Source organism: Acinetobacter sp. G11, assembly GCF_049808495.1.
GTDB lineage: Bacteria > Pseudomonadota > Gammaproteobacteria > Pseudomonadales > Moraxellaceae > Acinetobacter > Acinetobacter kookii.
The window spans coordinates 27,934-42,631 of the sequence record NZ_JBNCAT010000011.1; the positions used below are offsets into that span (position 1 = coordinate 27,934).

A 14,698-nucleotide genomic window follows, 5' to 3' on the forward strand; every position below is an offset into this window, starting at 1 on the left:
TAGAATATTAAAATTAAATTTTTGATAATCATAATAATGAATGAATTCTTAGTCTTTTTGAAAACTAATCAAAGTTTAATTGCATTATGCACAGTATTAGTGACTATAGTATTCAGTTTATTAACGGTCAGACATAATAGAAAAAGTCGAGAACTCCAGCTTAAACTTAATATTTTCATGAATTTGGCAGAGAATATTGATTCAGCATTGTATAAGTTGAAACATCCAATTTATGTAGCAATTAATGAAAATATTGAATTACCTATTGAATTTTTTCAGAGTCTTACAAAAGTAAAAATGGTTTTGCATCTTGACTCTTTGGAGATAGTGAATAGATGGGAGAATACCTATATATCTATTTATTTCCAAATGATTGAGTTGGGTTACGCAATTATTGATATAAAAAGTGAGATTTCTGCAATTGACCCTATAATTAATAATTTTGAAAATGAAATAATTTTTTTACAGCAAAAATATTATGATGCATTTGTTAAAGGGGACATGAATGCTACACAACGAGCTTTGGAACACAAAAAAGCTGTTAGTAATTTAAAAAAAGAATATGTAGATGAAAGGCTAAAGTTAATTTTAAAAAGATGTGAATTGGAAGATATAGCAAATATTAAACTTTTTGAATTAAAAGGAGAGATGGCCAAAGTTAATATAGATTTACTTAATGCTTTTCGTTCAGAATTAGGATTAAAAAGTGTGAAGTTCAATGAAGCAGAACATAATAAGGTTATCAATGAATGGAGAGATAAGCTTAAAGACTTGATAAAGCTTAGTAAAGAAGCATTATAAATATGAAAGTTCTTCTTTAATGTAAAACTTTTCTAAAATTCTTAAATGGAATGGAAGGATCAAAACACTTTGAGTTTATATAATTAATATTAACTGAATTCTTAAAATAGCTTCATAACAATTTAAAAAATTCAAAATTGAAATATTAAACATAAATTTTTTTTAATAATTTTGATATGTTATTAGAAAATATACATAAAAAGTCTCATTATTATATTGGAGTAGGATAAAAATTGAAGGAATTTAGAGGTCATCTAAATCTAAAATAATTAAAAAATAGAGGTGACTAAAATTTTAAAAATATATTAAGATATATCTTAATAGTTTTTGAGGTATGTCTTAGCTATGCCAAATTCAGACCTTCTCGCAGTTAGCGAAAGTCCTGTTAAAATCCGAAAACGCCTGTTTGAAGCAGGCGAAATGAAGCTCTTGGTGCTGCACTTTATTGCCCAATCCCCAAAGTTTAGCTACGACATTATCAAAGATGTTGCTGCTTTGGTTGGTGGAAACTACAAGCCGAGCACCGGCACCATCTGTCCGACCATCAACTATCTTGAAGAACACCATTACACAGAAGTAAAGCTGAGTGTGGATGAGCGCAAGCAATATCATATTACAGCCAAAGGCCTAAAACATTTAGCCGCGCATCAACAAGAGGTCAATAAAGTTCTCGACCGTTTTAATACGCGTAAGCAAATCCACAACAACGAACAGTTTATTGATATCAAACGTGCGATGGAAAACCTGAAAACCTCCCTGCGTTTAAAGCTGTCTCATGCTGAATTAAGCAGTAAAGACGTTCTAAAGATTGCAGAACAGATTGACCAAGCCGCAGCAAACATTACCCGTCTGTAATTCAATTCACGATTTAAAAAATTAGGTTAAATGATGAAAAATAATCTCCCAAAATTTCACCCAAAACATCTGACTTGGCTGATGCCACTCATCCTGTCAGGCATTATGAGTGGGGCAATTTCCTGCTTTAACATGCTGCTGAATAAAGGCTGGAGTAATGAATTTATCTCATTATGGCTACATGCCTGGAGCTTATCATGGCTGATGGCATTTCCACTGATTCTGGTGATGCTGCCACTGGTGCGTAAATTTTTGATGCAATTTGTAGAAATGCCAAAATAAGAAACGATTCGGTTTGATTAAAAAATTATCCAAACCATGACTATGAGAGATGGGGTGAATGCATAAAATTTAGCCCCGTTTTTTTATCAGCCAGATCACTAAGCGGGTCAACATAAGCAGTACGGCAAAATAGATCTGAAAGACGGCTGCAAAGATCATGATCCAGCCGCTATTCCCAGGTGTTTTTCTTGCATCAAGCTCAATGACAAATACCAAAATTGCAACTACAACTTCAAAAGCAATCACAGTTTTAAATAGCCAGGTCCAGGGAAAACGCAACAACCATGTCAGGAAAATAATGCCCAAACAAGGGAACAGGCAAAATAGGAAAATGACTTTTAAATCCATAATAATTGAGTATTTTTTATTGTCGGTGTGGGTCTTACAATATATTGAATAATAATAGAAATAAAGTAAGATTTACTGAAATGACGCTACAATATTCAATTGAGTATTTTTATCGATCAGCAAAGATAATTTTATATTAGTCCATTAAATCAACAATACTTTTCATTTCATTCAAACTTTTCACCCCTGCAATCCGTTGAATGATTTGTCCATTTTTAAAAATCAGTGTAGAGGGTAAACCGTAAACGTTATAGCGCAAGGTCAGAATCGGGGATTGATCGACATTGATCTTGCCGAATTTGATCTCGGGTTTGACTTCAGCATAATGAGCGGCCAGCTGTTCAAAGACAGGAAAGTTCTGTACACAGGGTGTGCACCAGTCGGCATAGAAACGGATGACTGCCAGGCCTTCAAACCATTCAAAGTCACTATAATTATCTTCATTGTATGCAATGACGGCTGACATCAATTTGTCCTTATCTTTTCCAAATTAAGGTTTGGACCAAGTCATACTCAATTCTGCATGACCGGTGTTTTTGTCCAGGGCTTGGCTGATGACTTTAAAGCCCAGCTGCTGATAAAAATTGACCGCTGCGGTATTTTCAGCATACACATTTAAATGCAATTCATCACATTGCTGTTTAAAAAAATCAATTAAACATTTGCCATATCCAGAGCCTTGCTGATGAGGTGCAATAAAAAGTGCAGCCAGCACCGCCTCAGATCTTAATAAAGATGCAAAACCCAGCACTGTTTGATTTTCTTTAATGACAAAATTTTCGGCCAAAGGCAGATAAAGATCACGCATCGGAATCAGTTGATGCTCCCAGTAAGCAGCAGGAATAAAATCATGCGCCTGTAAGGAAGCATTGAGCCAGATGCCTAAGATAGCATCCATATCCTGCATTTTAGCTTTTTGAATGGTTGCCATGTGCTATCTCATATTATTTTGCTGAATAGTGGGAGGATTATACATAAGTCCACGGTTATTCATTCCCGGCTATTTCTATGTTCAAATAGGGCGGTAAATTTAAAAAGCAATGAATAGATCAGGAATAAACTATGTCACAAGCGACAATGCAACAAGTCATTATTACAGAACCGGGCGGCGTGGATAAACTCGCTTACGAAACTGTTGCAGTACCTGAAGCTAAAGCAGATGAAGTCTTGGTAAAAGTACATGCCTTTGGTATTAACCGTCCAGATATCTTGCAGCGTCAGGGTCTATATCCAATGCCTAAAGGGGTAACGCCTGTACCGGGTCTGGAAGTGGCCGGTGAAGTGGTGGCGGTGGGGAGTGGCGTTAGCCAGTTTAAGGTTGGAGATAAGGTTTGCGGCCTGACCAATGGCGGCGGCTATGCGGAATATTGTGTGGTGCCTGAAAGCCAAACCTTGGCAATTCCTGAAGGCGTAAGCTTTACTCAGGCTGCTGCAATTCCTGAAACTTTCTTTACCGTATGGGCCAACGTATTCCAGATGGGTAAAGCCAAAGCAGGGGAAACGGTACTGGTGCATGGTGGAACCAGCGGAATTGGAACCACTGCTTTAATGCTGTGTAAATCGCTTGGAATCAAAACTTTTGCCACTGTAGGGACCGATGAAAAAGTTGCGGCCATTTCAGATTTAACCCATGCCATCAATTATAAGACTCAAGACTTCGAGCAAGTCATTAATCAAGTTACAGAGAATGGCGGTGTCGATGTGATTCTGGATATGGTCGGTGCGCCATATCTGGAGAAAAACCTGAATCTGCTGCGTCGTGACGGTCGTCTGGTCTATATCGCTTTCTTGGGTGGGGCCAAAGCCAAAGAGGTCAAACTCGGTCAAATCATGATGAAACGCCTGACCATTACCGGTTCAACCATGCGTGCACGTAATACTGCTGAAAAGGCTGAAATTGCTCAAGGCTTAAAAGAGCAGGTTGCTCCGCTGTGGGCAAAAGGAGAATGCTTGCCAATGATCTATAAAACTTTCAAGTTTGACCAGATTCAGGATGCACATGCGGTGATGGATACCGGTGAGCATGTCGGTAAAGTTGTGGTGGAAATCATCTAACGATTCCAGCTTTAAATAAAATAAAAGCCAACAGATGTTGGCTTTTATTTTGCATGTAATAAAAAATGATAACTAATTTAAATTAATGAATAGAAAAAAGGTCATAAATTTTAAAAAATGGTAAAAAAGGTCGATTAATTGACACAACCTGTCAGAACCAGGAGGTAAATTGAGTTTTAAGATATCCGACTAAATTGTTTGGTTTTAATAGAAACGTCATGTAATAAAAGGAAGAATATTATGAAAATAGTCTCAGCTCCTTATACATCTGAACATGGCTTACGTGCCTTGAAAAGATTGCATAAAGCCATTATTTGCAATCAGGTATTGCCTTCTAATCTGCATCAGTTTTATAAAGCCATGCTACATCTGGAGCGTTATGTTGAACGCCTGAATGGTAAAGGCAAAAAAAGCCGTCGGATACGTTCGATTCAATAACTTTTAAAGCCGCCATATTAGCCTTAAGTCGGAGAAAATATCCAAAAACACGTTTTTAATTGACGCTATAATTTTTTCATAATTGAATAATTTTACGCATTTTAAGCGTTGTGCTGCAAAGCACAAAGAGGGGTTTTATGAAGGGTCATCCTTCAACACATGAGCGTCTTGCAGAACGTTTGGCCCGTATACTGACAAAGCTTAATGTAGGGCATCAACTGAGCGTGCATGAATTGGCGCTTGAGTTTCGGGTCAGTAGCCGGACCATAGAGCGTGATTTTGATCGTTTAAATTCTTATCTTCCCCTTATTCAAGACACTAAAACCAAAAAATTTTACCTGGATTCTTCCTATTTTGGGCGCTTTAAATTACAGGATATTCAAAATTTTGCCCAGTTGTCTGGCATTCAGAATCTTTATCCCTCTTTAGATATCTCCTTTTTAAGGGAACTGTTCGACAATCGGTCCAATCCGGTTTTTTCTGCCAAAGGCTACAATTTTGAAGACAATACCCAGTATGCTGAACATTTCAAGGTGCTCACTGCAAGTATTCAAAAAAGACAACAAATCGCTTTGCTTTACAGAGGCCAAATACGGGTTGTAAAACCCTATCGATTAATTCATCACATGGGCAACTGGTATTTGGCGGCTGTACGCAAGCAGGAACTGCGCGTTTACCGTCTGGGGCGTATTGAGAAAATTATCTGTAGCCATCGGCTTTCAGCGTTTGAACATGATCAGACTATCTTGCAGCAATTGGAAGATGATGAAGGCATCTGGTTTCAGTACGAAAAACAGGAAGTAGTTTTATCTGTGCACCCAGAGGCTTCGATTTATTTTAAGCAACGCCGGATTTTTCCAGAACAAGCGATTCTAGATGAATCGGAAACAGAAGGGCTGTTGATGAGTTGTCAAATTCGGCATCAGAAAGAATTGAACCCGCTGGTACGTTACTGGATTCCTTATGTGAAAATAATAAAGCCAGCACATTTGCAGCAAGAGCTGGAAGCTAGCCTGCAGGGTTATTTACAGAATCATCATTAACAAAGAAATGAAAGAGCGTGAAATAAGAGAGGGGTCTGGAAGAAATTTCAGGCATAAAAAAACCAGCTGGTCGCTGGGTTCTTTATTTACACCATCTTAGTAGGCTAAGAATGGTGCCCGAGGCCAGACTCGAACTGGCACGCTTTGTGGGCGGGGGATTTTAAATCCCCTGTGTCTACCGATTTCACCACTCGGGCTTAACAAGATTGGAGGCGGAGGTCGGAATCGAACCGGCGTACACGGAGTTGCAGTCCGCTGCATGACCACTCTGCCACCCCGCCATCTCTTGTTGCTGCGTATATTATCAAGCCCTGAAAAAAAAACAATAGTAGATTTATGCAGATGTGCAGAAAAGCAGCATATAACGGAAAATATTTAAAATATTCATGTAGAATGTGCGAAATTGATTCATATCAACATTTGGGAGAAGTGCCGTGGCATTAGTATTAGATGGTCGTGCATTGGCAAAGCAAATTGAGGCTGATTTGTTAACTCGCGTAGAAGCGTTAAAAGCAAAATCAGGTCGTACTCCAATCCTTGCGACTATTTTGGTGGGTGATGATGGTGCATCTGCAACTTACGTTCGTATGAAAGGTAATGCCTGCCGCCGTGTTGGTATGGATTCACTCAAAGTTGAGCTTCTAAAGGAAACCACAACTGAACAGTTGCTTGCGGAAATTGAAAAATTAAACGCGAACCCAGATGTTCACGGTATTCTGTTACAGCATCCGGTACCTGCGCAAATTGATGAGCGTGCATGTTTTGATGCCATTTCACTGGCGAAAGACGTAGACGGTGTAACTTGCCTGGGCTATGGCCGTATGGCAATGGGTGAAGCGGCTTATGGTTCTGCAACGCCTGCAGGCATCATGACCATTCTGAAAGAAAACAACGTTGAAATTGCAGGTAAGCATGCCGTTGTTGTTGGCCGTTCTGCAATTTTGGGTAAACCGATGGCTGCAATGCTGCTTGAAGCAAATGCAACAGTCACGATTTGCCATTCACGTACCCAAGACCTTGCAAGCTTTGTAAAACAGGCAGACATCATTGTTGGTGCGGTAGGTAAAGCTGAATTGATTCAAAAAGACTGGATCAAACCAGGTGCAGTGGTTGTAGATGCCGGTTTCCACCCACGTGATGGCGGTGGTGTCGGTGACATTCAACTGGTTGGGATCGAAGAAATCGCTTCTGCTTATACACCAGTTCCGGGTGGTGTAGGTCCAATGACCATTACCACTTTGATTCGTCAAACGGTTGAAGCTGCTGAGAAGGCTTTGGGTTAATAAATTGACTTCTCCCTGACCCTCTCTTGCGCTTCGATTTAAAAGCAATCCTTTAAATCTTGCTCAGGAGAGGGGAAATTCATTGTAAAAATAATGGATACTCCTTCTCTTGCGCCGTATACGGCTCAGGGAGAAGGTTGGGATGAGGGAAGAAGTCTCAGGAATTTAGACCTCTCCATAACCCTCTCCTAAAAGGAGGAGGAATATCTTCAAATTTTTTCAAATTAAAACGAATAAAAATCCAATGAGCTGTACTTTTAAATTTCCAAAAGCCCCAGAACATCTTATTCAAGCTTTGCATGAAGTAATTCCGAACTGTGAACTGCTTGCCCAGCAATTGCCTGAAACCCCCATTTCTTTATGGCTCATTCCACCTGTATTTCCAACTGACAGACTTGATGACGAAGTGATTCGCCGGATCTGGAATGATACGCCGTACTGGATATTCTGCTGGGCTTCTGGACTTGCTATGGCGCAGTGGCTTCTTGCTGAACCGCATCATGTCAAAGACAAGGTGGTTCTGGATTTTGGTGCAGGGTCGGGCGTGGTGGCGATTGCAGCGAAAATGGCAGGCGCGAAGCGGGTAATCTGCTGTGATATTGATCAGGTTAGTCTGGATGCCTGTCGCGCCAATGCAGAACTGAATGATGTCGAGCTTGAATATCTGGATGATCTGTATAAAGCAGAACAAGTCGATATCTTGCTTGCAGCAGATGTGCTGTATGACCAATGTAACCGCTTTTTCCTGGATGAATTCCTGAAATTTGCACCCGAGGTATGGGTGGCAGACAGTCGGGTGAAAAACTTTAGTCATCCAAACTATCAAAAGCTGGATGAGCGCAGTGCGACCACCTGGCCGGACCTGGATGAAGCAAAGGAATTTCGTAATGTCAGTTTTTATAAGACGCTATAAACAGCGTCTTATTTTTATCTAGCCTGTAAATTTTAAGAGCAGGTATAACGCACCACACTTAAGGTACTTGGACGCGCCTCCAACGACTGGCGAGTCGCCATATTTTCACTGTTATATAGATCTGGGGTGTTGCTGAGACTGATGCTGGTGCGACTTTGACCCAGTTGACGGCCATAGTGTGGTGTTTGTATTTCCGGATTGGCAATTTCACTAATGCTCAGGATCGTTAATTTATATTGTTTATTTAGACCTAATACTTTTTGACAGGCACGTTGTAATTTCTGTTCATCAACTTTCTGGTTTTGACGAATAGCCAGAGTATAAGCCAAGGTTGCACTATCCGTAGACTTGCTTTCAATCTGATAGCCGACATTACCGTTGTATTGGCGCGGAGTGCTTTGACAGGCAGCCAGTCCAAGCGCAATCAAACCCAAACCCAACAATTTATAGCTCTTGTTCATCTTCAAAAGTTCCCGGCGTTATTATTCTATTCAGTATGCCATAAGCCCGATTTTTTAACGATCTTACCGTGCTTATATCTCATAAAAAAGCTTTCCAAATGTGACCATTCCCGGCTTAGAAGTGGATGATTCAACCGAGTTAAATCGAATTAATTATCACTTGTCTGACACTGCATACTGGGGAGTAGCCATATGAATATAAAGATTGTGGCAAAGTTCATTTCTGTCCACTTGAGTTGAGAGAATATTTTTTGAGCTTTTATTGCACATGCACTACTTATTTTATTTAAGCGTACAGATAAATCAAAAAAGCCTTTCAATAAAGAAAGGCTTTTTTGATTGGTTTTGGATTAATGTTCCTTAATTTCGGAATGGTGTTTGGTATCTTTCATAAAGATATAAACCAGCAACGAGATAAAAATTAAAATCGTGACATAAATAAAGAACCAGGACTCATGTCCGGCTTCCTTAAAACTTAAGGCAAAAAATTCGGCCGTGCCGCCAAACAGGGTATTGGCGAGGGCATAGGGCAGTGCAACGCCCAAGGCACGGATATGGGCGGGGAACAATTCGGCTTTGACGACTGCATTAATGGAGGTATAGCCAGTTACAATAACTAGGCCTGCCAGGCAGAGCCAAAATGCTGCCCAGTAGTCATGCGTCTGACCTAGACGATCAAATATAAAATAGGTAAATAAAACGCCTAAGACCCCAAAAGCAATCATGAGCGGTTTACGTCCAATTTTATCTGACAAAGCACCGGCTAAAGGTTGTATACACATGAAAATGAACAGCGCCAGAGTCGTAATTTGTGTGGCTGCAGGTTTGCTAAATCCGGAAGTATTCACCAAGTATTTTTGTAAGTAGGTGGTATAGCTATAAAAAGCAACCGTACCTCCAGCGGTTAAAAATAAAACCGTAAAGGCTTGTTTAGGATAATGTTTAAATAAAGCAAACATGCCAGATTCAGGCTGAGTTTTATCTTTTTGAGCATTTCTAAAAGATTGCGTTTCAAGCAATCCACGACGGATATAGAACACCACAATGGCGAGACAAGCTCCAATAAAGAAGGGAATACGCCAGCCCCAGTCATGCAGCTGTTCTTCAGTGAGGACGAACTGCAAAATCAGCAATACACAGAGTGCAGTCAGCTGACCGGCAATCAGGGTCACATACTGAAAGCTGGAGAAAAAGCCGCGCCGGTTTCTTTCAGCCATTTCACTTAAATAAGTGGCGCTGGCGCCGTATTCACCACCGACACTTAAGCCCTGAATGAGCCGGGCAACTACTAAAATAATAGGCGCGAATATGCCAATTTGATCATGGGTTGGGGAAACAGCAATCATCAGAGAGCCAATACACATCAAGGTCACAGAAAGGGTAAGCCCGGATTTGCGTCCTTTTTTATCCGAGTAAATACCCATAATCCAGGCACCAATCGGTCGCATTAAAAAGCCGACTGCAAAAATGGCGGCTGCCTGAAGTAATTGTGCTGTCTGGCTGCCTTTGGGGAAGAAGGCATGGGCAAAATATAAGGTAAAAGCAGCATAGACATACCAGTCATACCATTCCACCAGGTTGCCTGCCGAACCGCCAAGAATGGATTTGACCCGTGTTTTGGTGTCTAGATTTACTTGAGAAACGTTTTGTTCAATCATCTGCACAAGTCCATTTTGCTATTGTTTTTCTGATGTTAAACCCATTATTAAAGTGGAATAAGCCTATGATTCTTTCAGTTTTGTATGAGAAATGTGCAAAATTTACAGTGTAAAAAGAAAGTATATAAATAAGCAGTGGGATCAAGTTTTGGGGAGTTGATAAAAATAAACACGCTGTCCATTTTGTCTTCATGGAAGTGAACGACAATTATTCGGTGTCCTTTCACTTTAAATAGTGTTAAGTTGCTTGGAACAACAGGAAATTTAAGTTTACTGTTCGAACAGGACTAGAGGAGGTGGACATGCAAGTGAGTCATCCGGTCTATGATGTAGCGGTGATTGGTGGTGGCATCAATGGCGTAGGTATTGCGGTTGATGCTGCAGGACGGGGTTTATCCGTTTTTTTATGTGAAAAGGATGATCTCGCCAGCCATACTTCCTCTGCGAGCAGTAAACTGATTCATGGCGGTTTGCGTTATCTTGAATATAAAGAATTCCGCCTGGTACATGAGGCTTTGCTGGAACGGGAAATTCTGCTAGCCAAAGCGCCCCATATTATTCGCCCCTTACGTTTTGTCATGCCGCATCAACCGCATTTACGTCCTGCATGGCTGATACGGACCGGTTTATTTATTTATGATCATTTGGGCAAGCGGAAAAAATTAGCCGCTTCCCGGCATATTCATTTTGATCCAGCCAGCAGTCCTCTGAAAGATGAAATGACGCAGGGTTTTGAATATTCGGATTGTGCTGTGGATGATGCACGCCTGGTGGTTTTAAATGCCATGCAGGCCCATGAGCTGGGCGCCAAAATTGCCACACAAACCCGTTGTACCGCTGCTTACCGTGAAAATGGCGTGTGGAATATCCATCTGGAACATGCGCAGGGCAGTTATCAGGTGCAGGCAAAAGCCCTGGTTAACGCTACTGGGCCTTGGGTGCTCCAGTTTATTGAGCACAATTTAAAACAGCAATCGCCGCATGGCCTACGCCTTGTCCAAGGCAGTCATATTATCGTGCCTAGAATTTATGAAGGCGATAAAGCGTTCATTCTGCAAAATGATGATCACCGGATTGTTTTTGCCATTCCTTATCTGGAGCAATACACCTTAATTGGTACCACTGATCATGAATATCAGGGCAACCTGGATCAGGTCAAAATCACCTCGCAGGAAGTGGACTATTTACTGGATGTTTATAATGATCATTTTAAACATCAGCTGACGGTTGAGGATATTTTATATACCTATTCAGGTGTGCGCTCTTTGTGTGATGACGAGTCAGATAATCCATCGGCGATTACCCGAGATTACACTTTGGCGATATCGCCTACGCAGGAAAATGATGCCCCCTTGCTTTCGGTCTTTGGGGGCAAGCTTACTACCTACCGAAAACTGGCAGAGTCAGCCATGGCGCATTTGGCACCCACATTCCCGGACATGAATAAATCCTGGACCGAGACGGCATGTTTGCCGGGTGCGGAAAACCTGGTTTCGGTGGAGCTGTTAATGCAGCAGCTTATGCAAGGCATTGATCAGGTTTCTTTGTCATTGGCTTCGCGCTGGGCACATGCTTATGGCTCACGGGTGTGGAATTTTTTAAAGAATATTTCAACGACAAGTGAATTGGGTGAAGATTTTGGTCATGGACTGTTTGCTAGAGAGGTCGACTATCTGGTCGATCAGGAATGGGCAAGAACCAGTGAAGATATTTTATGGCGCAGAACCAAACTCGGCTTTCAATTTAGTGCTGATGAAATACAGCAATTAGATCAATATCTTTTAAAGTTGCTGCTGAAAAGATCAAGCGATACGGCTGCTTAAACCTGTCAATAAAAAAGACCGCCTGAGCGGTCTTTTGGATGTAGCAAGTCGTAGTTTTTATCTTGACTGAAGTCCCAGCTCTGGGCTGTACTTAAATTTCAACGCCGCCGAGTTCTTTACAATTTACTGGCGTATTCCATTTCACTGCAGTTCCCCAAACTACCGGGCGTACAATACGCCAAGGCCAGAAACCGAATCTCTGGCTGGCATTGTAGTTAATGACCACATTGCCACCGACTTGATGGGCACGTTCTGCAAAACGTGAATACAGCTCTTCTACACTGCCATAAGTTCCCTTAGCCACTTTAATGCGCTTTTTGATCTGAAACTGGCTAGAGTCTGGCGTACCTTTGATTGCACAAATGTGTAAGGCAGGTTGTTCTGCAGTTTCAGGTTTGGCCATCACTAAAGTAGACAGGCCAAACAGGCAAGCGCTAAGTGTAAGCATTTTTAACATGAATTTTCCCCTTTTATGGTTGTTGTTAAGTTATATAATCTTTTTATTAAACAAACGGTTGAAAAAAAGACCGCACGTGCGGCCTTTTTTCAATATCTACTGATTAAGCAGATTTTTTTACAGCTTCTAAAAGCTCGTTTTGACGTGCTTTAAGTGCAGCTGGTAAGCGCTCACCAAGTTTGTTGAACAATTCAGTGTGGCTTTCAAGTTCTTTGATCCATTGATCTTTGTCTTGAGAAGTGACAAGCTCGAATTGTTCTTTAGTGAAGTCAGAACCAGTCCAGTTCAGCTGCTCGTAAGTTGGAACGCGACCGATTGGTGTGTCAACTGCTGTTGCACGACCTTCACAACGGTCAATAATCCACTCAAGAACACGCATGTTTTGACCGAAGCCAGGCCATACGAAGTTGCCTTCAGCATCACGACGGAACCAGTTCACGTTGTAGATACCAGGCAGCTTGTTGCCGGCAGCAGCAGCTTTCTCGCCAACTTTTTCACCCATTTCTAACCAGTGAGCGAAGTAGTCAGCCATGTTGTAACCTGCGAATGGAAGCATTGCGAATGGATCGCGACGTACCACACCTTGTTGGCCTACAGCAGCGGCAGTCGTTTCAGAACCCATGGTTGCAGCTTTATATACGCCATCAACCCAGTCGAATGCTTCAGAAACTAAAGGCACTGTATCTGCACGGCGACCACCGAAGATGAACGCAGAAATTGGAACACCTGCCGGATTTTCCCAGTCAGCATCAATAGAAGGACATTGACCCGCAGCAACGGTGAAACGAGCATTTGGATGTGCTGCTTTCTCTGCGCCAGTGTGTGGTTGACCTTTCCAGTTGGTCAGGTTAGCAGGAGCTTCTTTAGTCAGACCTTCCCACCATACTTCACCGTTGTCAGTTACAGCAACGTTGGTATAGATAACATCTTTCGCTAATGTCGCCATACAGTTCGGGTTAGTCTTGGTATTGGTACCAGGCGCTACACCGAAGAAACCAGCTTCAGGGTTGATGGCATATAAGCGACCGTCTTCACCCGGTTTGATCCAGGCAATATCGTCACCTACAGTTTCAATTTTCCAGCCTTCGTAACCTGCTGGTGGAATCAACATTGCGAAGTTGGTTTTACCACAAGCAGAAGGGAATGCAGCAGCGATGTAGTGTTTTTCGCCTTGTGGATTGGTCACGCCAAGGATCAGCATGTGTTCAGCTAACCAGCCTTGTTGACGACCCATCGAAGAAGCGATACGTAAAGCCAGGCATTTTTTACCAAGCAATGCGTTACCGCCGTAGCCAGAACCGAATGACCAGATTTCACGGGTTTCTGGGTAATGCACGATGTATTTTTCTGGGTTGCATGGCCAAGCAACGTCTTTTTGACCTTCTTCAAGCGGCGCGCCAACAGTGTGTACACATGGAACGAATTCGCCGTCAGTACCCAGTACTTCATAAACCGCTTTACCCATACGAGCCATTTTGGCCATGCTGACTGCAACGTAAGGAGAGTCAGTGATTTCAATACCGATGTGGGCAATATGAGAACCTAAAGGACCCATAGAGAAAGGAACCACGTACATAGTACGGCCTTTCATTGAACCGTCAAACAAACCGTTCAGGCGATCGCGCATTTCGGCAGGCGCTTCCCAGTTGTTTGTCGCACCTGCGTCTTCTTTTTTTTCTGAACAGATAAATGTGCGACCTTCAACACGAGCAACGTCAGAAGGATCAGAATTTGCCAAGTAAGAACCAGGATGTTTTTCTTGGTTCAGCGCTTGCATAGTGCCGTTAGCGATCATCAAGTCAATAAGACGTTGATATTCTTCTGCGCTACCGTCACACCATTCAATTTTTGCCGGTTTTGTTAATTTAGCAATCTCTTCCACCCATGCAATAAGCTTAGGGTGACGAACGAATTCTGGTGCGTTCACTTGGGTCATGGTGAGGCCTATCTCAAATATGTACGATTCAAATGTACAAAGTACAATCCGGACAATGGGATACATCGCCCGGAAGAAAATATAAAAAAAAAGTGGCTGTATTAAAGCATAAAATCGTGAAAAAAATAAGACTAAAGAAGTAGCTGAAATAGATTGGAATATTATATGTTTCTATTTTTATGTAATAAAAAACAATAAGTTATGATGTAGTGTGTTTATTAATTAATCCATTTATTAACTTTATGGGTATAATTTATTTAAATTATGTTTTTTAAAAACAATTAGTTATCTGGGGTATTTGGGTGGCAATTGTTATTGATTTAATAAATGGTGGTAATTCGAATT

Annotated in this window: 16 protein-coding genes and 2 tRNA genes; 9 read left to right on the forward strand and 9 right to left on the reverse strand. The window is 41.5% G+C overall.

Going from position 1 to position 14,698, the window contains the following annotated elements; genetic code table 11:
* Positions 1 to 177: 177 nt before the first annotated feature.
* From ACPUEY_RS06270 to ACPUEY_RS06280, 3 genes are all read left to right on the forward strand, one after another.
* Positions 178 to 801, forward strand: a complete 624-nt coding sequence (locus tag ACPUEY_RS06270) for a hypothetical protein (protein WP_143222993.1) — start codon at positions 178 to 180, stop codon at positions 799 to 801.
* A gap of 345 nt (positions 802 to 1,146) precedes the next feature.
* A complete protein-coding gene (locus tag ACPUEY_RS06275) occupies positions 1,147 to 1,656 on the forward strand; it encodes a PadR family transcriptional regulator (protein WP_092819973.1) in 510 nt (169 codons plus the stop codon).
* 33 nt (positions 1,657 to 1,689) lie between these two features.
* A complete protein-coding gene (locus tag ACPUEY_RS06280) occupies positions 1,690 to 1,938 on the forward strand; it encodes a DUF2798 domain-containing protein (RefSeq protein ID WP_425121544.1) in 249 nt (82 codons plus the stop codon).
* Positions 1,939 to 2,007: 69 nt separating this feature from the next.
* On the opposite strand, the gene ACPUEY_RS06285 is transcribed toward ACPUEY_RS06280, so the two are convergent.
* The 3 genes from ACPUEY_RS06285 to ACPUEY_RS06295 form a co-directional block, all read right to left on the reverse strand.
* Positions 2,008 to 2,286 (reverse strand): hypothetical protein, encoded by a 279-nt coding sequence (locus ACPUEY_RS06285; protein WP_425121545.1) that lies wholly within the window; start codon positions 2,284 to 2,286, stop codon positions 2,008 to 2,010.
* A 136-nt stretch (positions 2,287 to 2,422) separates the two neighbouring features.
* Entirely contained in the window at positions 2,423 to 2,752 is a 330-nt protein-coding gene (locus ACPUEY_RS06290; RefSeq protein ID WP_425121547.1) for a thioredoxin family protein, read from the reverse strand.
* A gap of 24 nt (positions 2,753 to 2,776) precedes the next feature.
* A complete protein-coding gene (locus ACPUEY_RS06295) occupies positions 2,777 to 3,217 on the reverse strand; it encodes an N-acetyltransferase (RefSeq protein WP_425121548.1) in 441 nt (146 codons plus the stop codon).
* 131 nt (positions 3,218 to 3,348) lie between these two features.
* On the opposite strand from ACPUEY_RS06295, the gene ACPUEY_RS06300 reads away from it, so the two are divergent.
* The 3 genes from ACPUEY_RS06300 (at position 3,349) to ACPUEY_RS06310 (ending at position 5,822) form a co-directional block, all read left to right on the forward strand.
* On the forward strand, positions 3,349 to 4,341 hold the full coding sequence (locus ACPUEY_RS06300; protein ID WP_425121549.1) for an NAD(P)H-quinone oxidoreductase: 993 nt from the start codon (positions 3,349 to 3,351) through the stop codon (positions 4,339 to 4,341).
* Between the two features lie 240 nt (positions 4,342 to 4,581).
* Positions 4,582 to 4,779, forward strand: coding sequence for a hypothetical protein (locus tag ACPUEY_RS06305; protein WP_092819967.1), 198 nt, complete (start codon positions 4,582 to 4,584; stop codon positions 4,777 to 4,779).
* 137 nt (positions 4,780 to 4,916) lie between these two features.
* Positions 4,917 to 5,822 (forward strand): helix-turn-helix transcriptional regulator, encoded by a 906-nt coding sequence (locus ACPUEY_RS06310; protein WP_092819966.1) that lies wholly within the window; start codon positions 4,917 to 4,919, stop codon positions 5,820 to 5,822.
* Positions 5,823 to 5,933: 111 nt separating this feature from the next.
* On the opposite strand, the gene ACPUEY_RS06315 is transcribed toward ACPUEY_RS06310, so the two are convergent.
* A tRNA-Leu gene (locus ACPUEY_RS06315) sits at positions 5,934 to 6,019 on the reverse strand.
* 10 nt (positions 6,020 to 6,029) lie between these two features.
* Positions 6,030 to 6,103: transfer RNA gene (locus ACPUEY_RS06320), tRNA-Cys, on the reverse strand.
* Between the two features lie 153 nt (positions 6,104 to 6,256).
* Between ACPUEY_RS06320 and folD the strand changes: the two genes are divergently transcribed.
* Complete coding sequence (gene folD / locus ACPUEY_RS06325; RefSeq protein WP_425121550.1) at positions 6,257 to 7,105, forward strand: bifunctional methylenetetrahydrofolate dehydrogenase/methenyltetrahydrofolate cyclohydrolase FolD; 849 nt, start codon at positions 6,257 to 6,259, stop codon at positions 7,103 to 7,105.
* Between the two features lie 244 nt (positions 7,106 to 7,349).
* Positions 7,350 to 8,018 (forward strand): class I SAM-dependent methyltransferase, encoded by a 669-nt coding sequence (locus ACPUEY_RS06330; protein ID WP_425121551.1) that lies wholly within the window; start codon positions 7,350 to 7,352, stop codon positions 8,016 to 8,018.
* Positions 8,019 to 8,050: 32 nt separating this feature from the next.
* Here the strand turns inward: ACPUEY_RS06330 and ACPUEY_RS06335 are convergent, their stop codons facing one another.
* Together ACPUEY_RS06335 and ACPUEY_RS06340 are read right to left on the reverse strand one after the other, a co-directional pair.
* The gene (locus ACPUEY_RS06335; protein ID WP_092819963.1) at positions 8,051 to 8,479 is read right to left on the reverse strand and encodes a hypothetical protein; all 429 of its coding nucleotides are present in this window, start codon (positions 8,477 to 8,479) and stop codon (positions 8,051 to 8,053) included.
* 350 nt (positions 8,480 to 8,829) lie between these two features.
* A complete protein-coding gene (locus ACPUEY_RS06340; protein WP_425121552.1) occupies positions 8,830 to 10,137 on the reverse strand; it encodes an MFS transporter in 1,308 nt (435 codons plus the stop codon).
* Positions 10,138 to 10,439: 302 nt separating this feature from the next.
* Here ACPUEY_RS06340 and glpD point away from each other — a divergent pair, with 302 nt between their 5' ends.
* Entirely contained in the window at positions 10,440 to 11,960 is a 1,521-nt protein-coding gene (gene glpD, locus ACPUEY_RS06345) for a glycerol-3-phosphate dehydrogenase (RefSeq protein WP_425121553.1), read from the forward strand.
* A 91-nt stretch (positions 11,961 to 12,051) separates the two neighbouring features.
* Here glpD and ACPUEY_RS06350 read toward each other — a convergent pair whose 3' ends face one another.
* Together ACPUEY_RS06350 and ACPUEY_RS06355 are read right to left on the reverse strand one after the other, a co-directional pair.
* A complete protein-coding gene (locus ACPUEY_RS06350) occupies positions 12,052 to 12,417 on the reverse strand; it encodes a hypothetical protein (protein ID WP_131273291.1) in 366 nt (121 codons plus the stop codon).
* 103 nt (positions 12,418 to 12,520) lie between these two features.
* Positions 12,521 to 14,353: a phosphoenolpyruvate carboxykinase (GTP) gene (locus ACPUEY_RS06355; RefSeq protein ID WP_425121554.1), complete on the reverse strand. Its 1,833-nt coding sequence runs from the start codon at positions 14,351 to 14,353 to the stop codon at positions 12,521 to 12,523.
* Positions 14,354 to 14,698: the final 345 nt, after the last annotated feature.